Source organism: Enterobacter sp. QK-SA4, assembly GCF_056856775.1.
In genome coordinates, this window is the sequence record NZ_JBXFXH010000007.1 from 2940336 (window position 1) to 2959263 (window position 18928).

17 protein-coding genes are annotated in these 18928 nt (G+C 56.5%); 3 read left to right on the plus strand and 14 right to left on the minus strand.

Translation table 11 applies throughout. From position 1 onward, the window contains the following. Positions 1-7 precede the first annotated feature (7 nt). From AC1VYI_RS15715 to yceD, 4 genes are all read right to left on the minus strand, one after another. A complete protein-coding gene (locus tag AC1VYI_RS15715) occupies positions 8-961 on the minus strand; it encodes a beta-ketoacyl-ACP synthase III (protein WP_023311150.1) in 954 nt (317 codons plus the stop codon). Positions 962-967: 6 nt separating this feature from the next. Continuing rightward, entirely contained in the window at positions 968-2002 is a 1035-nt protein-coding gene (gene plsX, locus AC1VYI_RS15720) for a phosphate acyltransferase PlsX (RefSeq protein ID WP_059290957.1), read from the minus strand. A gap of 80 nt (positions 2003-2082) precedes the next feature. Further along, positions 2083-2256 carry a 50S ribosomal protein L32 gene (gene rpmF, locus AC1VYI_RS15725; protein ID WP_003857964.1) on the minus strand — a complete coding sequence of 58 codons (174 nt, stop codon included), beginning with the start codon at positions 2254-2256 and terminating at the stop codon, positions 2083-2085. A 16-nt stretch (positions 2257-2272) separates the two neighbouring features. Next, complete coding sequence (gene yceD / locus AC1VYI_RS15730) at positions 2273-2794, minus strand: 23S rRNA accumulation protein YceD (protein WP_014883375.1); 522 nt, start codon at positions 2792-2794, stop codon at positions 2273-2275. A 140-nt stretch (positions 2795-2934) separates the two neighbouring features. Here yceD and AC1VYI_RS15735 point away from each other — a divergent pair, with 140 nt between their 5' ends. Next, positions 2935-3519, plus strand: coding sequence for a Maf family protein (locus tag AC1VYI_RS15735; protein ID WP_134866531.1), 585 nt, complete (start codon positions 2935-2937; stop codon positions 3517-3519). Positions 3520-3585: 66 nt separating this feature from the next. On the opposite strand, the gene rluC is transcribed toward AC1VYI_RS15735, so the two are convergent. Next, entirely contained in the window at positions 3586-4533 is a 948-nt protein-coding gene (rluC, locus tag AC1VYI_RS15740; RefSeq protein WP_134866532.1) for a 23S rRNA pseudouridine(955/2504/2580) synthase RluC, read from the minus strand. Between the two features lie 572 nt (positions 4534-5105). Here rluC and rne point away from each other — a divergent pair. Then, a complete protein-coding gene (rne, locus tag AC1VYI_RS15745) occupies positions 5106-8216 on the plus strand; it encodes a ribonuclease E (protein ID WP_134866533.1) in 3111 nt (1036 codons plus the stop codon). A gap of 41 nt (positions 8217-8257) precedes the next feature. Here rne and AC1VYI_RS15750 read toward each other — a convergent pair whose 3' ends face one another. Further along, complete coding sequence (locus tag AC1VYI_RS15750; protein ID WP_406807666.1) at positions 8258-9160, minus strand: LysR substrate-binding domain-containing protein; 903 nt, start codon at positions 9158-9160, stop codon at positions 8258-8260. 145 nt (positions 9161-9305) lie between these two features. On the opposite strand from AC1VYI_RS15750, the gene AC1VYI_RS15755 reads away from it, so the two are divergent. Next, on the plus strand, positions 9306-10520 hold the full coding sequence (locus tag AC1VYI_RS15755) for an MFS transporter (RefSeq protein ID WP_134866535.1): 1215 nt from the start codon (positions 9306-9308) through the stop codon (positions 10518-10520). 75 nt (positions 10521-10595) lie between these two features. Here AC1VYI_RS15755 and flgL read toward each other — a convergent pair whose 3' ends face one another. From flgL to flgE, 8 genes are all read right to left on the minus strand, one after another. Next, positions 10596-11549, minus strand: coding sequence for a flagellar hook-associated protein FlgL (gene flgL / locus AC1VYI_RS15760; RefSeq protein WP_023311143.1), 954 nt, complete (start codon positions 11547-11549; stop codon positions 10596-10598). 14 nt (positions 11550-11563) lie between these two features. Continuing rightward, positions 11564-13204, minus strand: a complete 1641-nt coding sequence (gene flgK / locus AC1VYI_RS15765) for a flagellar hook-associated protein FlgK (protein ID WP_023311142.1) — start codon at positions 13202-13204, stop codon at positions 11564-11566. Positions 13205-13279: 75 nt separating this feature from the next. Continuing rightward, complete coding sequence (gene flgJ, locus AC1VYI_RS15770) at positions 13280-14233, minus strand: flagellar assembly peptidoglycan hydrolase FlgJ (protein WP_023311141.1); 954 nt, start codon at positions 14231-14233, stop codon at positions 13280-13282. Beyond that, entirely contained in the window at positions 14233-15330 is a 1098-nt protein-coding gene (locus tag AC1VYI_RS15775; protein WP_029740346.1) for a flagellar basal body P-ring protein FlgI, read from the minus strand. Before AC1VYI_RS15775 ends, flgJ begins: the two co-directional genes overlap by 1 nt. A 12-nt stretch (positions 15331-15342) precedes the next feature. Then, the gene (gene flgH / locus AC1VYI_RS15780; RefSeq protein ID WP_023311139.1) at positions 15343-16041 is read right to left on the minus strand and encodes a flagellar basal body L-ring protein FlgH; all 699 of its coding nucleotides are present in this window, start codon (positions 16039-16041) and stop codon (positions 15343-15345) included. A 57-nt stretch (positions 16042-16098) separates the two neighbouring features. Beyond that, positions 16099-16881 (minus strand): flagellar basal-body rod protein FlgG, encoded by a 783-nt coding sequence (gene flgG / locus AC1VYI_RS15785; protein WP_008500810.1) that lies wholly within the window; start codon positions 16879-16881, stop codon positions 16099-16101. 11 nt (positions 16882-16892) lie between these two features. Then, the gene (locus AC1VYI_RS15790; RefSeq protein ID WP_023311138.1) at positions 16893-17648 is read right to left on the minus strand and encodes a flagellar basal body rod protein FlgF; all 756 of its coding nucleotides are present in this window, start codon (positions 17646-17648) and stop codon (positions 16893-16895) included. Positions 17649-17668: 20 nt separating this feature from the next. Then, positions 17669-18919: a flagellar hook protein FlgE gene (gene flgE / locus AC1VYI_RS15795; protein WP_134866536.1), complete on the minus strand. Its 1251-nt coding sequence runs from the start codon at positions 18917-18919 to the stop codon at positions 17669-17671. Between the last annotated feature and the right edge of the window lie 9 nt (positions 18920-18928).

The following is an 18928-nucleotide window of genomic DNA, read 5'->3' on the forward strand; positions in this document are numbered from 1 at the left end:
CCTTATACTAGAAACGAACCAGCGCGGAACCCCAGGTGAACCCGCCACCGAAGGCTTCAAGCAAGACCAGCTGGCCCCGTTTGATTCGTCCATCGCGTACCGCTTCATCAAATGCGCACGGTACCGACGCCGCAGAGGTGTTGCCGTGACGATCCAGCGTCACCACAACGTTATCCATCGACATGCCCAGCTTTTTCGCGGTCGCGCTGATGATACGCAGGTTCGCCTGATGCGGCACCAGCCAGTCGAGCGCGGTACGCTCAAGGTTATTCGCTTCCAGCGTTTCATCAACGATGTGTGCAAGCTCGGTTACCGCCACCTTGAACACCTCGTTTCCTGCCATAGTCAGGTAAATCGAGTTGTCCGGATTAACGCGATCGGCGTTAGGCAGGGTCAACAGTTCGCCGTAGCTGCCATCAGCATGCAGATGCGTAGAGATGATACCCGGCTCTTCGGACTGCCCCAGCAGCACCGCGCCCGCACCATCACCAAAAATAATGATCGTTCCACGATCGGTTGGATCGCAGGTACGCGCCAGCACGTCAGCGCCGATCACCAGCGCATATTTAACGGCACCGGATTTCACGTACTGATCGGCGACGCTCAGCGCATAGGTGAAGCCTGCGCACGCGGCAGCGACGTCAAACGCCGGACAGCCTTTAATACCGAGCATGTTCTGCACCTGGCATGCCGCGCTTGGGAAAGCATGTGTGGCAGACGTCGTGGCGACCACGATCAAACCAATCTGTTCTTTATCAATGCCCGCCATTTCGATAGCACGCTGTGCGGCTTCGTAACCCATGGTCGACACGGTTTCGTCTGGCGCGGCAATACGACGTTCACGGATACCTGTGCGCGTGACAATCCACTCGTCAGACGTATCTACCATTTTTTCCAGATCGGCGTTGGTACGCACTTGTTTTGGCAGGTAGCTGCCGGTACCTAAAATCTTCGTATACATGTACGCTCAGTCACTTTTAGCTAATACAGATTCCAGGCGAGCGGCAATCCGCTGAGGGACTTGTCGCTGCACCGCCTGCACTGCCTGTTCAATCGCGACAGCAAATGCTCGCTGATTGGCGGCGCCATGACTCTTAATCACGATGCCGCGCAATCCTAACAGACAGGCGCCATTATACTGGTCGGGGTTGAGGTGACTGAATCGCCGCGTCAGGCTCTTTTGTAACCAACGCTTCAATAAAATCAGCCACCAGGCGCTTTTTTTACCTTCTCCCTGAGATTTCAGCAGAGAAAGAAACATGCGTACGACCCCTTCCATGGTCTTCAACGTGACGTTCCCGGTGAAGCCATCGCACACCAGAACATCCGTTTTACCCGTCAACAACTCATTGGCTTCGAGATAACCAATATAGTTGATGGAGGGAACCTGTTTGAGCAATTCAGCCGCTTCGCGAATGCTGTCCAGGCCTTTGGTCTCTTCTTCACCAATGTTCAGTAACGCAACACGGGGAGTGTTGATTCCGACAACTTCTTCTGCCAGCACCGATCCCATCACGGCAAACTGAGCCAGCATAGTACTATCACAGTCGACGTTAGCGCCCAAATCGAGCACTACCGTCTTGCCCTTCTGCTGATGCGGTAACACCGTTACCAGCGCCGGACGCTCAATACCTTCAATAGGTTTGAGCAGCAATTTCGAGAGGCCCATCAGCGCGCCGGTATTCCCCGCGCTGACGCAAGCCTGAGCTCGCCCTTCTTTCACCAGCTCCAGCGCTATCCGCATAGAGCTGCCACGACTATTGCGAATGGCCTGCGAGGGTCGGGCATCACTGGCAATAACTGACTGCGCAGGGATAATCTGCAGACGCGAACGTTGTTCAAAGTCAGCTTTTGCGAGTAATGGCGTGATTGTGTCGGGATTGCCGACTAAAAGAAGTGTGAGTTGCGAATTAGAATTCAGTGCCTGCAATGCTGCAGGCACTGTCACGGAAGGGCCAAAATCTCCCCCCATGACATCTAACGCCAGGGTTAGACGTGTCAAGGTATCGTCGCAGCCTGGTTCGGTAAATTCCCCGTTTGCACGGGGAAATCCTCACTAAGCCTAATCACGCTTGCGCGTGATTACTTAGTGATAACCTTGCGGCCGCGGTAGAAACCGTCAGCGGTGATGTGGTGACGCAGGTGTTTCTCACCAGAAGTCTTGTCTACAGACAGGCTGGTAACTGCAGTCAGCGCGTCATGGGAACGACGCATGCCACGTTTGGAACGGGTTGGTTTATTCTGTTGTACGGCCATGGACCTTACTCCTCAATTACTTACGCTTTAAGCTGGCTAATACGGCAAATGGGTTTGGTTTTTGCGCTTCATCAGGCAGTTCCCCAAAGACCATGTCCGCCTCGGACACTTCACAGTGTTCAGAATCATGCACCGGAACCACTGGCAAGGTGAGGATGATTTCATCTTCAACCAGAGCCAGAAGATCGATTTCACCGAATTCGTTAACCTCAATCGGCTCATACGCTTCCGGGAGTGCTTCAGCCTGTTCGTCAGAACGAACCGGACTGAAACAATACGTTGTGTGAACATGCTGTACAAACGGTTTCCCGCAACGCTGACACTCGAGCGTTACCGTCACCTTTGCATCACCGGTTAAAACGGCGAGACGCTGGTTGTCGATAGCGAACGACATGGAGCATTCTACATCACTGTCCACACTGACTACGGATTCGGCAATACGCTCAGCCTGATCGGAAGTATAGATACCTTCGTAATCGAGGCGTTTTTGAGCCGTACGAACCGGATCAAGAGTCAGGGGTAATTTTACCTTTTGCATAGGGCGCGCATATTAACTTTGTAACGTCATAGAGTCAAAGAAAAAGGCAACCAGAGCTGCCTTTTGCCAATTATTCGCACACATTGCGGCCTGTAGTTTAAAATGGCTGGCATCGATACGCTATATCTGGTGATAAAAATATGCCAAATCTCGTCCTTGCTTCCACATCTCCCTACCGCCGAACGCTGCTGGAAAAGCTCGGGATCCCGTTTGAATGCGCCGCGCCAGAGGTGGATGAGACGCCACAGCCGGGCGAATCACCGCGTCATCTGGTGATGCGTCTTGCTAAAGAGAAAGCGCAGTCGCTGACCGCACGTTACCCCGCACATTTGATTATAGGCTCAGACCAGGTTTGCGTGCTGGACGGCGAAATCACCGGCAAGCCCCATACGGAGGAGAACGCCTGTCAGCAGCTTCTGCGTGCGCGAGGCACTATCGTGACCTTTTATACCGGCCTGGCGCTGTATAACTCCGCCACCGGTCATCTGCAAACCGAATGCGAGCCGTTCGACGTACACTTCCGCCATCTCAGCGAGCAAGAGATCGTGGATTATGTGCGCCGGGAACGTCCGCTGAACTGTGCGGGAAGCTTTAAAAGTGAAGGATTGGGGATTGCGCTGTTCGACAAGCTGGACGGACGCGATCCCAACACGCTGGTGGGGTTACCGCTGATTGCCCTGTGTCAGATGTTAAGACGAGAAGAGTGTAATCCGCTGTCCATGTGACTGGAAGGTTGCGGCCTGATGCCCTCACCCCGCCCCTCTCCCACAGGGAGAGGGAGGAACGCAAACTCAGCCGCGCAGAACCTTAAGACAGCGTTTCAACTGCTCGTCCAGCGGCGCTTCAATACGGATGACTTCCCCCGTATTAGGATGGGTAAACTTCAGCGCTGCCGCATGCAGGAACAGACGCGACAGCCCCGTCCCCGCCAGCTGCTTATCAAACTCGCGGTCGCCATAGCGGTCATCAAAGGCAATTGGGTGCCCTGCAAACTGCGTATGCACGCGGATCTGATGGGTACGACCTGTCACCGGACTGCAGCGCACCAGCGTGGCAAACTCATAGCGCTCTTCAACTTTAAAGCGTGTCTCAGACGGTTTCCCTTCCTGGCTTACGCGGACAATACGTTCGCCGCTTTGCAGAATATTCTTCAGCAGCGGCGCCTGCACTACTTTTACATGGGACTGCCACTGACCGCGCACCAGCGCCAGGTAGTCTTTCTGCATCCCTTTTTCACGCAGCTGTTCATGCAGTGCACGCAGCGCAGAACGCTTTTTCGCCACCAGCAGTACGCCAGAGGTATCACGGTCAAGACGGTGCACCAGTTCAAGGAAGCGTGCTTCCGGGCGCAGGGCTCGCAGCCCTTCAATCACGCCGAAGCTCAGGCCGCTACCGCCATGAACAGCTGTTCCTGACGGTTTATTGAGCACCAGAATGTGGTCATCTTCGTACAGGATCACATCGCTCAGCGCCGCCACTTTCTGTAGCTTCGGTGAAACGGTCTCTTCTTCACGTTCCGCAACGCGCACCGGCGGAATACGCACTTCATCGCCCGCCTCGAGTTTGTACTCGGGCTTCACGCGTTTTTTGTTCACCCGCACTTCGCCCTTACGCAGGATGCGGTAAATCATGCTCTTTGGTACACCTTTCAACTGGGTGCGCAAAAAGTTATCGATACGTTGCCCCGCGTCATCTTCGGCGATGGCAACCATTTTTACGGCTGGAGTCTCTGTTTTCATGGTTGGCGATTCTAAATATCGTCAGCCATTAGCGCCACTCATTTTTCTATGCTTATATTTACTTTTATCCGGCCAGCTCCCCGTTTCGCGCAACCGATTTGGTGGTTATTAAACCAATCGCCATTATGAAGTGAAGAAACTGTGAGTAACCGGGTGATAATTGGTAAAAGTCATCTTGCTATAACCCGGCGAGCAGTGGAATAATGAGGCTGTTTTCCGTGTTAAATCCTGGTTAAGTAAGGATGTTGACGGAATGACCAATTTTGTCTGACCGATCATCCACGCAGCAATGGCGTAAGACGTATTGATCTTTCAGGCAGTTAGCGGGCTGCGGGTTGCAGTACTTCCCGGTATAAGGATTGTTCTCTGGAGAGTTCTACCCAGGCAATTCCCCTGATAATTGCGCTGTGTTTCCGTATGAAATACAGGCAACCGACACTCTGCGCCTCTTAAGCGAGCGACAACCGTGAGGTTGGCGACGTGAACAGACACGAGGCCATCGGTTCATACCCCGGAAAGCGTCACCTTGCCCGCAGCTTTGTCGTCAATGTAAGAATAACGAGTAAGTTACGATGAAAAGAATGTTAATCAACGCAACTCAGCAAGAAGAGTTGCGTGTCGCCCTTGTGGATGGGCAGCGCCTGTACGATCTGGATATCGAAAGTCCTGGACACGAACAGAAAAAAGCGAACATTTACAAAGGTAAAATCACCCGCATTGAACCAAGCCTTGAAGCTGCATTTGTCGATTACGGTGCTGAGCGTCATGGTTTCCTCCCTCTGAAAGAAATCGCCCGCGAATATTTCCCCGCAAACTACAACGCCCATGGCCGCCCAAACATCAAAGATGTGCTGCGTGAAGGTCAGGAAGTTATCGTTCAGATTGATAAAGAAGAGCGTGGCAACAAAGGTGCCGCGCTGACCACCTTTATCAGCCTCGCAGGGAGCTATCTGGTTCTGATGCCTAACAACCCGCGTGCGGGTGGCATCTCTCGCCGTATCGAAGGTGATGACCGTACCGAGCTGAAAGAAGCGCTGGCAAGCCTCGAACTGCCTGACGGCATGGGGCTTATCGTGCGTACCGCAGGCGTTGGCAAATCAGCTGAAGCGCTGCAGTGGGACCTGAGCTTCCGTCTGAAGCACTGGGAAGCCATTCAGAAAGCAGCCGAAAGCCGCCCTGCTCCGTTCCTGATCCACCAGGAAAGCAACGTTATTGTGCGTGCCTTCCGTGATTACCTGCGTCAGGACATCGGTGAGATTCTGATCGATAATCCGAAAGTGCTTGAGCTGGCGCGCCAGCACATCGCCGCGCTGGGTCGTCCGGATTTCACCAGCAAAATTAAACTGTACACCGGCGAAATCCCGCTGTTCAGCCACTATCAGATCGAATCCCAGATTGAGTCCGCCTTCCAGCGTGAAGTGCGTCTGCCATCCGGCGGATCTATCGTTATCGATACCACTGAAGCGCTGACCGCTATCGACATCAACTCCGCGCGTGCAACGCGCGGTGGCGATATCGAAGAGACCGCCTACAACACTAACCTCGAAGCCGCTGATGAAATCGCCCGCCAGCTCCGCCTGCGCGACCTGGGTGGTCTGATTGTTATCGACTTCATCGACATGACCCCTGTTCGCCATCAGCGCGCGGTTGAAAACCGTCTGCGCGAAGCGGTGCGTCAGGACAGGGCGCGTATCCAGATTAGCCATATCTCACGCTTTGGCCTGCTGGAGATGTCCCGTCAGCGTCTGAGCCCGTCTCTCGGCGAGTCCAGCCATCACGTTTGTCCGCGCTGCTCCGGCACCGGTACCGTGCGTGATAACGAATCGCTGTCCCTCTCCATTCTGCGTCTGATTGAAGAAGAAGCGCTAAAAGAGAACACCAAAGAGGTTCACGCCATTGTGCCGGTGCCCGTTGCCTCTTACCTGCTTAACGAAAAACGTGCAGCGGTAAGTGCGATTGAAGCGCGTCAGGGTGGCGTTCGCTGCATCATCGTGCCAAACGACCAGATGCAGACCCCACACTATCACGTGCTGCGCGTGCGTAAGGGCGAAGAGACGACCACCCTCAGCTACCTGCTGCCGAAGCTGCATGAAGAAGAGATGTCCCTGCCTTCCGATGAAGAGCCAGCCGAGCGCAAACTGCCAGAGCAGCCTGCGTTAGCGACCTTCATCATGCCTGAAGCACCACCGGAAGCAGCTCTGGAAAAACCTGCTGCCAAACCTGCAGCGCAGAAACCAGAAACAGCGGTAGCGAAAGCCCAGCCGGCACAGCCGGGTCTGCTGAGCCGCTTCTTCGGCGCGCTGAAGAAGATGTTTGCTGAAGAAGAAGTTCAGCCAGAGCAGCCGAAAGAAGAGCCAAAAGCAGCCAAGCCAGAGCGTCAGCAGGACCGTCGCAAGCGTCAGAACAACCGCCGCGATCGTAACGACCGCAGCGAGCGTCGTGACAACCGTGACAACCGTGACAACCGCTCTGAGAATAACGAAGGCCGTGAGCAACGCGAAGATAACCGTCGCAACCGTCGCGAGAAACAGCAGCAGAATGTTGAAGATCGTGAAATTCGCCAGCAGGCGGGCGATGAGTCTGAGAAGAGCAAACAGCGTGACGACCAGCAGCCGCGCCGTGAACGCAACCGTCGCCGTAACGACGAGAAGCGTCAGGCACAGCAGGAAGTCAAAAACCTGAACCGCGAAGAGCCTGTTGAACAGCAGGACGGCGAGCAGGAAGAACGCACTCAGGTAATGCCGCGTCGTAAGCAGCGCCAGCTTTCTCAGAAAGTTCGCTTCGCCTCTGAAGCAACCGAAGAGTCTGGCGCTATCGCGGTTGAAACCAGCGAGAGCACAACCGGCACGCAGCTGGCGAAAGTTGACCTGCCAGCGGTCGTTGAAAACAACGTTGAGCAGGATGATAACGGTGAAAACCGCGATAACGCCGGTATGCCGCGCCGTTCACGCCGTTCTCCACGTCATCTGCGCGTCAGCGGCCAGCGCCGTCGTCGCTATCGTGACGAGCGTTACCCGACTCAGTCGCCAATGCCGCTGACTATTGCCTGTGCTTCGCCAGAAATGGCGTCCGGCAAAGTCTGGATCCGTTACCCGGTTGCTCGCCCGGAGCAGGTTGTTGAAGAACAGCCTGTAACCGAAGAGGTGATTGCACCAGCAGCCGCGGTAGAAGCTGTCGTGACTGAAGCGGCAACCGTGGTTGAACCTGAGGTTGTTGAAGCTGAAGCCCCTCACGCAGTGGAAGTAGAGACCACCCATCCAGAAGTGATTGCCGCGCCGGTTGATGCAGCACCGCAGCTTATCGCCGAAGAAGATGCCGTGGTGGCTGAGGAAGTCGCTGAAGAGGCTGAACCTGTAGCCGCAGTGGAAAACACCGCCGAAACCCTGATTGAAACCACCACTGAAGAAGTTGTTCAGGACGTTGAGATTCAGGTTGAACCGGTTGTCGAAGAAGCGAAAGCGCCTGAGGTGAAACCTGAGCCGGTTGTTTCTGCACCAGCCGCAGCCCACGTGGCGACAGCACCAATGACGCGCGCCCCGGCACCGGATTACGTGCCTGAAGCCCCGCGTCACAGTGACTGGGTACGCCCGGCGTTCAGCTTCGACGGTAAAGGCGCTGCAGGCGGCCACAGTGCAACGCATCAGGCGACTGCACCGGCGACGCGTCCGCAGTCTGTCGAATAACGACGCTGAAAGCAAAAAGCCGACCTTCGGGTCGGCTTTTTTTATGGCTGCTGTACAGGCTTTCTCATCCCGGTCACCTCAGGCATGACCTCCCGCATCAACTCCAGAAAACGCCGCAAGCGTGCCGGATAATAGCGCGACCAGGGGTAAACCAGATGCACCGGTAGCGCCGCTGGCTGCCACTCCGGCAGCAAATGCACCAGCCGCCCTTCCCGAATATCATCCTGTACCGTCCAGCTTGATACGACCGCCACACCGAGCCCGGTCAGTGCCGTATTGCGTGCAACGTACAGGCTGTCGGTGCTGAGGCGTGGCGTAATAGCAATCCGCGCGGTGGCGGGCGAAGCATCGTGAAATAGCTCCACGTGGCGCTGGTAGAAAGAGCTGATGGCTATCCAGGGAAACTGCTGCAAATCCTCCGGCGTATTCACCGCCGGGAAGCGGGCCAGCAGCGCTGGTGCGGCCACCACCGAGCGAGGCACTTCCGCCAGCAGCACGGATACGGTCGCCGGATCGACCTCCACACCCACCCGAATTGCGCAGTCAAGATTGTCACCGAGAAAATCTGCCGACCGATCGTTGAGCATCCACTCAATCGAAAGCTGGGGATAGCGTTGCAAAAACTCGGTTACGGGTTTCAGAAGCTGGTCCTGACCAAACGCGTGCGGAGCGCGCACCCGCAGCACGCCTACCGGCTCATCTTCCGTCTGCCCCACCTCATCTTCCAGCGCCAGCCAGCTGTCAATCACCCGACGGGCGTGCTGATAGCAGCGCTCGCCGTCATCCGTTAGCCGCGTCGTGTGGGTGGTGCGCAACATCAGGCGCACGCCCAGCATGGTCTCAAGCGACTGTAGCCGTCTGCTTACCGTGGCCTGGGTAGTGGCCAGCTGCCGCGCCGCCGCTGAGAGGGAGCCCGCCTCAACGATACGAACAAACGTCCGCATTAACTCCACCCTGTCTATACGCTCAGCTCTTTTCATCGCATTTTCACTTATACGTTCAACGTATAAGCGTTTTACCACCGGGCCAGCTACCGTCGCAAGGCGTACTGATAAAAAATAGCCTCACACGACGAATGAGGAACATCTTATGAACACAACAACCGCCGCCCATGCAGTGAGCCGCTGGGTAATCTTAATGCTGGCGATCGGTGCAGGTTTCAGCGTGGCATCAATCTATTATGCCCAGCCTCTGCTGCCGCTGATGGGCGCAGACCTTCATCTGAGTATCGAAGGAATGGGCCTGGTCCCGACGCTCACCCAGGCGGGATATGCCCTGGGGATCCTGTTCCTGCTGCCGCTAGGCGATCGCCACGACCGCAGGACGTTAATCCTGATAAAGAGTGCGGCGCTGGCGCTGTTTCTTCTCGGCTGTAGCCTGACCGGGCAGATCCACTCTCTGCTGCTGGCAAGCCTGCTCATCGGCATGGCCGCCACCATGGCACAGGATATCGTCCCTGCCGCAGCCATCCTTGCGCCGGAAGGTAAACAGGGGAAAACCGTGGGCACGGTAATGACCGGGCTGCTGATGGGTATCTTATTATCCAGAACCGTGAGCGGCGTGGTGGGCGAAGCGTTTGGCTGGCGCGTCATGTACCAGCTGGCGGCGGCAAGCATTGCGTTCATCGGGGTGATGATGTGGTTTGTGCTTCCCCGTTTTGCCATTCACTCCACGCTGAGCTACCCCGCGCTGATGCGCTCAATGGAACATCTCTGGCGTCGCTATCCGGCGCTGCGCCGTGCGGCGCTGGCTCAGGGTTTTCTGTCGATTGCCTTTAGCGCCTTCTGGTCTACGCTTGCGGTCATGCTGCTGGAACGCTATCACCTGGGGAGTGCCGTAGCGGGTGGTTTTGGTATTGCAGGTGCCGCCGGCGCGTTAGCTGCCCCGCTGGCAGGGGGTCTGGCAGACAAACTGGGCGCAGGAAAAGTCACGCAGCTTGGTGCCGTTCTTGTGACCGTCTCATTTGCCCTGATGTTCCTGATGCCCGCGCTGGGCGTTCATGGACAGCTGATTCTGATCGCCATCTCCGCCGTTGGGTTCGACCTGGGTCTGCAGTCCAGCCTGGTCGTTCACCAGAACCTGGTATATAGCCTTGAACCGCAGGCGCGGGGCCGTCTCAACGCCCTGCTCTTTACGGTGGTCTTTATCGGGATGGCGCTGGGTTCCGCGTTAGGCAGCAATATTTACTCGCTGGCCGGCTGGACGGGCGTGGTCGCGCTGGCGACGGTCTGTGGCGTCATTGCGCTGGCAATCCGTCTGATAGAAAGCGCACGAGTCACCTCCGCATCAGCAGAAGTTGCATAAAAAAAATGCCCAATCCAGACGGATTGGGCAGTAAAACATGCCCAGTTTCAAGACATGTTCCAAGAGGTCAAGATGTTATTTGTTCAGCTGGAACAGAGACATGCCCTGCATATCGCTAAACGCTTTATAAGACGCCTGCAGGGCCGCCTGCTGCATGGTGTAAGAGGAAATCGCTTCGTTCCAGTCAACATCAACCAGGTCACTCATCTGCTTGGTCTGACCCAGCGCGCGGTCATCGCCCAGCGTATCGAGTTTTTCCAGCTCGTTCATCTTGGTTCCCACATCCGCAACGACCGTCAGGATATTGTTCTGGGAGTTTTTGATGCCGATTTGCGCATTGGCAATCACCTGGCTTTGCGCCGTTGCGGCAGCCGGATCGTTCTCAATCGGTGTCTTCAGCGAGGCAATAGCAGAGTCCAGAATTTTGAACATGTTGGTCTGGCCATATCCACCGCCCGGCAGCTGTTCCGCATTACTGGTAATGCTTTCGAAAATTTGCTGGCCGGTATGGCTGATGGTCATATTTCGCGCCGTATCAACCTGCTGCGTGATGGCCTCAGCGCCGCCGTTGTAATCTCCGGTCGCGGCATCAAACGGTGCGCTCTCGGTTTTGTATCCCGCAAAGATAAAGCGGCCATTACCATCCGTCGTGTTGGCAAGGTTCATCAGCTGATCGCGGATCCCCTGAATATCGGTCGCCAGAGAAAGACGGTCGTCATCGCTTAATGTGCCGTTTGAGGCGTAAACCAGCTTCTCGCGCACGCTTGAGATCGCAGTGTTGACCTGGGTTAACACGTTATCTTCCAGCGAGACCTTCTGCGTTGCAAAGGTACGCGCGAGCGCGAACTGGCTGTTTTGCGACTGAGACTGTGACAGCACGATGGCCTGCGACGCGGCGATAGGATCGTCCGAAGGACGATTGACGCGCTTGCCGGTGGACATCTGCTCACCGTAGCTCAGCCATCTGCTCTGGGAATCGGTGATCCCACGCATGTTCTGCTCGTACATCATCTGGGTGCTAATACGCATTGTTCACCTCAACCTTAACGAATGTTGATAATTGCATCGAAGAGCGTACTGGCAGTTTGTAGAACCTGGGCATTGGCCAGGTAATACTGCTGATAACGCTGCAAATTGCCATACTCTTCGTCGAGGTTTACCCCAGAGATGGTCTGCTGCTGCTTGATTAACTGCGTTTCCACGTTGGCTTTCGTCTGGCTGCTTACCTTCAGTGACGCCGTTGAGCTACCGACGGTACTGACGAGAGAGGCATACGCATCGTTGAAGGTTTTATTTCCACCCACCACTTTGCCGTTTTGCAGATCGAGCAGTTTCTGGCCGTTACGGTTGTCACTTTCGCCGCCGTTCTGCACAGATGCCATCGCCAGTTTAGACTCGTCGCTGATCGCGAGATCCATGTTCATGATGACGTTGGAAACAGGCTTCACGGTAAAGCTGTCTTTGGTATTTGCCGTGCCGCTCACGTTGACGTTAAGGCCATCAAAAGACAGATTGCCGCTGGCATCCGGGCTCATCGTAAAGCTGGTTTTGTCTGACGAGCGGGTGACCGTCCAGTCAGTGCCGTTAAACTGCAGCTTATAGTCTGTCGCCTGGACCTGTTTGCTGTCCGCCACAGACGCCGTAACAACGGCCGAACCGCCGTTCTTGCTGTTGGACAGGACCGCCGGAGAACCAAAGTTGAACAGCTTACCGCCCGCATCACCGTTCGCATCAAAACCGGCTTCATGCTGCGTGTTCATCGCGTCGGCAAAGGCCAGCGCCATCTGGTTCAGGCTGTTACGGGCTTTATCCAGATCTTCCGTGCGGAAGGTCAGTAAACCGCCTAAAGAACCGGTGGTGATAAATTTCTCCGGGATCTCAATATTGCCCGCCACGTCATCGACGTAGGCGATAGTGGTACGAGCCGGATCGGCGCTGGACTTCACGGCCGCCAGCTGGCTGGCTTTGCTGCCCTGTACCAGGCTGTAACCGTTACCGAGAGAGATATTAAACGTGCCGCTATCCTGCACGGAGACTTCCACGCCCACGATTTTGTTCAGTTCAGTCACGAGCTGATCGCGCTGGTCCAGAAGATCGTTAGGTGACGCGCCCGCGCCAACGCCGGTCAGACGGGAGATCTGATCGTTAAGATTCGCAATCTGTGCCGCGTAGTTGTTGATCTGAGACACGCTGCTTGAGATGGCGGTATTAACCTGCGCGTCCTGGTCACGGAGATACTGATCGTTGGTTTTAAACTGATTGACCAGACCACTCGCTTTACCCAGCACCGTCTGACGTGCAGCCGGGTCTTCCGCGTTGCTCACCAGGGTTTGCAGGCTTTTGAAGAAATCCTGCAGGGTGGTGGAGAGCGAGTTGGTGGTATCGGAGAGCACATCGTCAATTTTTGACATCTGCTGATAGCGCGTCGTCAGACCGCTGCTCTGCGTCTGCGCGGCGCGCAGCTGGTTGGTGATGAAGGCGTCATACTCACGCTGGACACCGGAGACATAAACCCCGTTACCCACCCAGCCACCGCCGGTCAGCGTGCTGTTAGATGCGCCCAGCACCGTGGTCTGGCGGGTGTAACCTGCCACGTTATAGCTTGAAATATTATTACTGACGGTATTGAGTGCCGACTGCGCGGCACTGAGGCCACTCATGGCGCTGTTAATCAAACTGGACATGGGGGTTCCTTTTATACGTTCAGACACGAGTCCTGATGAAGGTTATCGGCAACCTCCACCGGGACTTGAGAACTTTCAGAACAGATTTTCAATATCTGTGCTATAGGCTTTGCTGACCTTCTCGCCCATGGATTTCAGCTGCTGGATCATGCTGGTGAGCTTGCGTGCATAGTTCGGGTCAGTCGCGTAGCCCGCGTTTTGTAAGGCCTGAGCACCCTGCTCCGCCGTCGCCGCCTGCGTAACGGCGGTATAACGCGGATTTCGGCTCAGCAGGCCAACGTAGTCGGACAATGCTTCCAGATAGGAGCTGTAGACGCGGAATTTTGCTTTGACCTTCACCGCCGCACCGTTCTCGTATTCGGTGGTCGTGATCTCCGTTGTTGGCCCCTTCCAGCTGGAGGTGGCCTTTACGCCGAAGATGTTGAAGCTCGGATCGCCGTTTTCCTTGCGGATCTGACGCTGACCCCAGCCCGACTCCAGCGCGGCCTGCGCCAGAATCAGGTGATGCGGCACGCCGCTCTGTTCGCTGGCGAGACGCGCGGGCAGAGAAAGCTGCGCCAGGAAGTCTTTGCTGTCACCGGAGAGCGGCTCATCGCCGCTGCCAGTGGCTTTTGGCATCGCTTTACGCACCATTTGCGTCAGAGCCTGGTTCTGATAACTGGTCACCGTTTCCAGGTCGAACTTCATCGGCACCTGCTGCGTCTGTTCCTGAGGCTGAATGCCCTGCGCGGCTTCGGTCTGTTTCACAATCATGTCAGCCAGACCGAGGCCTTTACCGGCGGTCATCTGCTGCGCAATCTGCTGGTCATACATGCTGGTGTAGAGACGCGTTGAATCACTGCTGAACATCCCGTCTTTCGGCAGGGTTTCGCGCATGCTTTTCAGCATCATCTGTACAAACATCCCTTCCACCTGGCGGGCGACCGGGCGGATGTTCGCCGCCGGGTCTTTGCCTGCTTTGGTTTTCAGTTCGTTGAGCGACTGGGCGTCCCAGGCTGCACTGGTCAACAGTTTGCTATCGGTCAGCATTAGATGATTTCCAGTTTGGCGCGCAGGCAGCCCGCGCTTTGCATGGATTGCAGGATGGACATCAGATCCATCGGCGTTGCGCCCAGGGCGTTCAGGGCACGCACCACGCTATTCAGGTTGGCGCTGGAGCGAACGCTCTGCAGCGACCCACCGCTCTGGCGCATATCAATCTGCGTTTGCGGTGTTACCACTGTCTGACCGCCGCCAAATGGCGTGTTCGGCTGGCTCACATTCGCGGAGCGGTTAACCGTCACGGAGAGGTTACCCTGCGCCACGGCACAGCTGTCCAGCGACACTTCCCGGTTCATCACCACCGAGCCGGTACGGGAGTTGATGATCACTTTCGCATCCTGGACCGGAACGTTAACTTCCATATTCTGAATATCAGCCAGCATGCGCACCTGGTTGCTGCTGCCGGTGGAGGTGCGGATCTGCACGGTGCGCGCATCGAGTGCCGTTGCGTTACCGTAGCCGCGGCTGCGGTTGATGGTATCGGCAATTTGCTGCGCCATCGTGAAGTCTTCATTATTAAGCTGCAGGTTGATGGTGTTGCCCGCGCCAAACTGGGTCGGCAGTTCACGCTCAATGATTGCACCGTTGGTGATACGTCCACCGTTCAGCTGGTTCACCTGCACGCTGCTTCCGCCTGCGGATGCCCCCGCACCGCCAACCAGAATGTTCCCCTGCGCCAGCGCATACACTTGGCTATCAACGCCTTTCAGCGGGGTCATCAGCAGCGTACCGCCGCGCAGGCTTTTGGCGTTACCCATTGAGGAGACCACCACATCAATGGTCTGCCCCTGACGCGCAAACGCCGGGTAGGACGCGGTGACCATTACCGCGGCCACGTTTTTCAGCTGCATGTTGGTTCCCGCCGGCACGGTAATGCCGAGTTGGGAAAGCATGTTGTTAAGGCTTTGGGTGGTGAACGGCGTCTGGGTCGTCTGGTCACCGGTACCATCCAGACCAACCACCAGGCCGTAGCCAATCAGCGAGTTTTCACGCACACCCTGAACGCTGGTGAGGTCGCGAATACGGTCAGCCTGGGCAAACGTGGCCACCAGCGCGAGCGCCACGGCGAAGATCGATTTAAACATGGGTCACCTCGCTTACATCGGCGATAAATTAAGGAAGAAGCGCTGCAGCCAACCCATATTTTGGGCTTCATTGATATAGCCGTTACCGACGTACTCAATGCGCGCATCCGCCACCTGGGTGGACGGAACGGTGTTGGTGCCGCTGATGGTGCGAGGGTTAACCACGCCCGAGAAGCGAATGAATTCAGTGCCCTGGTTGATGGCGATCTGTTTTTCACCCACAACGTGCAAGTTGCCGTTAACCAGAACCTGGTCAACCGTGACCGTCAGCGTACCGCTGAAGGTGTTGCTGGCGTTCGCGCCGCCTTTACCGTTAAAGGTATTGCCGCCAGAGGCCTCGACATCTGCTCGCGCGTTGCCGAACAGTCCCTGCAGGTAGCGCGGGACGGTATCGAAGCCAAAATTCGTTTTGCCATCGCGGCTGGCGTTCGCCGACGAGCTCTTGCTCGCGCTGACGTTTTCCTGCAGCACAATGGTCAATGTATCGCCGACGTTACGCGGGCGGCGATCTTCAAACAGCGGCTGATAGCCGTAATTAATCGGCTGCGCGGTCTGGAAAATGGAGCCGTTGACCACTGGCGCAGGGCCGGGAACGGGTTGGGCAGTCGTCGCACCCTGGACCAATGGTTTAGACGGGATCAAAGCACACCCGCTGAGGGTGACAGCCAGAACAGTCAGTATCGGATAACGAAACGCCGCGTTTTTTTGCATTGCCTTCATCTTCGAAAACAGGGAGCCGGTGCGGCGTTTACCGCACCGGGCTACACCTTAGAGTTGCGTCAGTTTCTGCAGCATCTGGTCGGTCGTCGACACTGCTTTACTGTTAATTTCATACGCGCGCTGGACCTGGATCATATTCACCAGCTCTTCCGCCACGTTCACGTTGGACGTTTCAACATAACCCTGGTACAGCAGACCCGCGCCGTTCAGGCCCGGGGTGCTCTCATTCGGCGTACCGGAGGATTGCGTTTCGGTGTAGAGGTTCTCACCAATGCTTTCCAGACCGGTATCGTTCATGAAGGTGGTCAGGTTGAGCTGCCCAACCTGAACCGGCGCGGCCTGTCCCTGCTGGGTCACGCTGACCACACCGTCGCGTCCGATGGTGATGCTCAGGGCGTTCGCCGGGATGGTAATCGCAGGCTGAACCTGGAAACCGCCCGCCGTCACCAGCTGGCCGTTCTGATCGACCTGGAACGAACCGTCGCGGGTATAGGCAGAGGTCCCGTCAGGCAGCTGCACCTGGAAGAAGCCCTGGCCTTTGATTGCCACGTCTTTACTGTTGTTGGTCTGAGACAGGTTGCCCTGGCTGTGCAGACGCTCGGTAGCCACCGGGCGAACGCCGGTACCAATCTGCAGGCCCGACGGCAGCGTCGTCTGTTCAGAAGACTGCGCGCCCGGCTGACGGATGGTTTGATAAAGCAAATCTTCGAAAACGGCACGCTGACGCTTGAAACCATTGGTGCTCACGTTTGCCAGGTTGTTGGCAATCACGTCCATATTGGTTTGCTGGGCGTCCAGGCCAGTTTTCGCGATCCATAAAGAACTGATCATAAGGAGTCCTGTTAACTCATAGCCAGAAGTTGGTTAGCTTTGCCCGCGTTTTCATCCACGCTGCTGATGATCTTCATCTGCATTTCAAAACGACGGGCGCTGGCAATCATGTCGCTCATGGCGGCTACCGGCTTGACGTTGCTGCCTTCCAGAACGCCGGACATCACGCGGATGCTCGGATCGGCCTGTAATGTGGCACCACGCGTCGCCTGCGCCGCCTGGGTCAGACGAAACATGCCGTCGTCGCCGCGCTGCACCTCTTTGCCTTCCGCTTTAACCAGCTTCAGACGTCCGACGGGTGCAACGGTGTTGGCCGGATCGCCCGGGTTCAGCGCCGAAATGGTGCCGTCCGCGGCGATAGTCAGCTCAGAGCCTTCCGGAACGGTCAGCGGACCCGCTTCCCCCATCACCGGATGACCCTGAATCGTCAGCTGGCCCGTCGCGCTCACCTGGATATTGCCGTTACGGGTATAGCCTTCGCTGCCGTCGGCCGTTTGCACCGCCAGCCAGCCGTCCTGCTGCAGGGCAACGTCCAGCGGGCGCGAGGTGTAGTCCATCTGCCCTGGCGTCATATCTGCGCCAGGGGTTGATGCCGTCACCAGCGTACGGGTCGGCAGGGACAGCCCTTCAACCGGCACCGCGCGCAGCGCATTAAGCTGAGCGCGAAAGCCCGGCGTAGAGGCGTTTGCCAGGTTGCTGGCGGTAACGGCCTGCTGATTGAGCGTCTGACTTGCCGCGCCCATCGCGGTATATATTGCGTGATCCATTGCGCTTTCCTGTTAGCCGCTTAACGCAGGTTAACCAGCGTGTTGAGGATCTGGTCCTGGGTTTTGATGGTCTGCGCGTTCGACTGATAGTTACGCTGCGCGACGATCATGTTCACCAGTTCTTTACTCATATCCACGTTGGAGGCTTCCAGCGCGCCGTTGGTCAGCTTGCCGAAGTTACCGGTGCCTGCGGTACCCAGCAGCGCCACGCCGGAGGACTGGGTGGCAGACCAGACGTTGTCGCCTTCCGATTTCAGGCCTTCGTTGTTGGCGAAGTTTGCCAGCACGATCTGGCCCAGAACCTGAGACTGTTCGTTAGAGTAGCTTCCCACTACGGTGCCGTCGTCGTTGATCTGGTAGCTCACCAGATCGCCAGGCTTGTAGCCGTTCTGAGTGGTTGCCACAACGCTGTTCGCGCCTGTGTTCTGCTGCATGGAGTTCAGGAAGCTCAGGGAGAAGGTCGCCGCCGTCGCACCGCTGACAGAACCCGTGGTGATGTTAATGGCCGGCGTGGCGTTTGGCGTTGCGCTCAGTACACCCGCAGCGTCGTAGTTGTAGACACCCGCCAGGTTACCGTTCGCATCAAAGTTCATCTGCGCCGCTTTTGCCGCTGTTGAACCCGCAACGCTGCCGTCCTGAGTGTAAAGATCCCATTTATTGTTGGCCGTCTTCACGTAGTAGACGTACATGTTGTGGGCGTTACCCTGGCTGTCGAATACGGTCACGGTCCCTTTTTTGTTGTAGGTGTCCGGGTTGGTCGCATCGAACGGGGCAGTTTGAACAGGATCGGTTGAGTTCAGGTTGATCTGCTGCGTCGCGGTGGTGGTTGATTTCGCCGCCATCAGGGTGTTCGGGATAGTAATCGCCTGAGGGTTCGCACCGGTCTGAACGGTTGGAGGCGTTCCGGCTGCCGGGTAGCCCGTCAGCTGCATGCCCTGCATGTTAACCAGCGTACGGTTTTCGTCCAGCTTGAACTGGCCGTTACGGCTGTAGAACACAGAACCGTTGGAATCGACCATACGGAAGAAGCCGTTCTGGCTGATAGCAACGTCCAGACCACGACCGGTGTTGGTGGTGGTGCCGTCGCTAAAGTCCTGAGTGATGCCCGCAACTTTCACGCCCAGGCCGACTTTGGAACCGGCAAACATGTCCGCAAATGAAGCAGAACCGGATTTAAAACCATAGGTCGCGGAGTTGGCGATGTTGTTGCCAATGACGTCCAGGTTGGTGGCCGCAGCATTCAGGCCGCTGACCGCTTGAGAAAAGGCCATGACTTACTC

Bases quoted from the DNA above. Each gene is read 5' to 3' on its own strand.
- flgK (WP_023311142.1), bottom strand. From the start codon at position 13,204: ATGTCCAGTTTGATTAACAGCGCCATGAGTGGCCTCAGTGCCGCGCAG.
- flgG (WP_008500810.1), bottom strand. From the start codon at position 16,881: ATGATCAGTTCTTTATGGATCGCGAAAACTGGCCTGGACGCCCAGCAA.
- flgE (WP_134866536.1), bottom strand. From the start codon at position 18,919: ATGGCCTTTTCTCAAGCGGTCAGCGGCCTGAATGCTGCGGCCACCAAC.
- flgH (WP_023311139.1), bottom strand. From the start codon at position 16,041: ATGCAAAAAAACGCGGCGTTTCGTTATCCGATACTGACTGTTCTGGCT.
- AC1VYI_RS15790 (WP_023311138.1), bottom strand. From the start codon at position 17,648: ATGGATCACGCAATATATACCGCGATGGGCGCGGCAAGTCAGACGCTC.
- flgJ (WP_023311141.1), bottom strand. From the start codon at position 14,233: ATGCTGACCGATAGCAAACTGTTGACCAGTGCAGCCTGGGACGCCCAG.
- rne (WP_134866533.1), top strand. From the start codon at position 5,106: ATGAAAAGAATGTTAATCAACGCAACTCAGCAAGAAGAGTTGCGTGTC.
- yceD (WP_014883375.1), bottom strand. From the start codon at position 2,794: ATGCAAAAGGTAAAATTACCCCTGACTCTTGATCCGGTTCGTACGGCT.
- AC1VYI_RS15755 (WP_134866535.1), top strand. From the start codon at position 9,306: ATGAACACAACAACCGCCGCCCATGCAGTGAGCCGCTGGGTAATCTTA.
- AC1VYI_RS15775 (WP_029740346.1), bottom strand. From the start codon at position 15,330: ATGTTTAAATCGATCTTCGCCGTGGCGCTCGCGCTGGTGGCCACGTTT.
- AC1VYI_RS15715 (WP_023311150.1), bottom strand. From the start codon at position 961: ATGTATACGAAGATTTTAGGTACCGGCAGCTACCTGCCAAAACAAGTG.
- rluC (WP_134866532.1), bottom strand. From the start codon at position 4,533: ATGAAAACAGAGACTCCAGCCGTAAAAATGGTTGCCATCGCCGAAGAT.
- AC1VYI_RS15735 (WP_134866531.1), top strand. From the start codon at position 2,935: ATGCCAAATCTCGTCCTTGCTTCCACATCTCCCTACCGCCGAACGCTG.
- flgL (WP_023311143.1), bottom strand. From the start codon at position 11,549: ATGCGTATTAGCACCCAGATGATGTACGAGCAGAACATGCGTGGGATC.
- AC1VYI_RS15750 (WP_406807666.1), bottom strand. From the start codon at position 9,160: ATGCGGACGTTTGTTCGTATCGTTGAGGCGGGCTCCCTCTCAGCGGCG.
- rpmF (WP_003857964.1), bottom strand. From the start codon at position 2,256: ATGGCCGTACAACAGAATAAACCAACCCGTTCCAAACGTGGCATGCGT.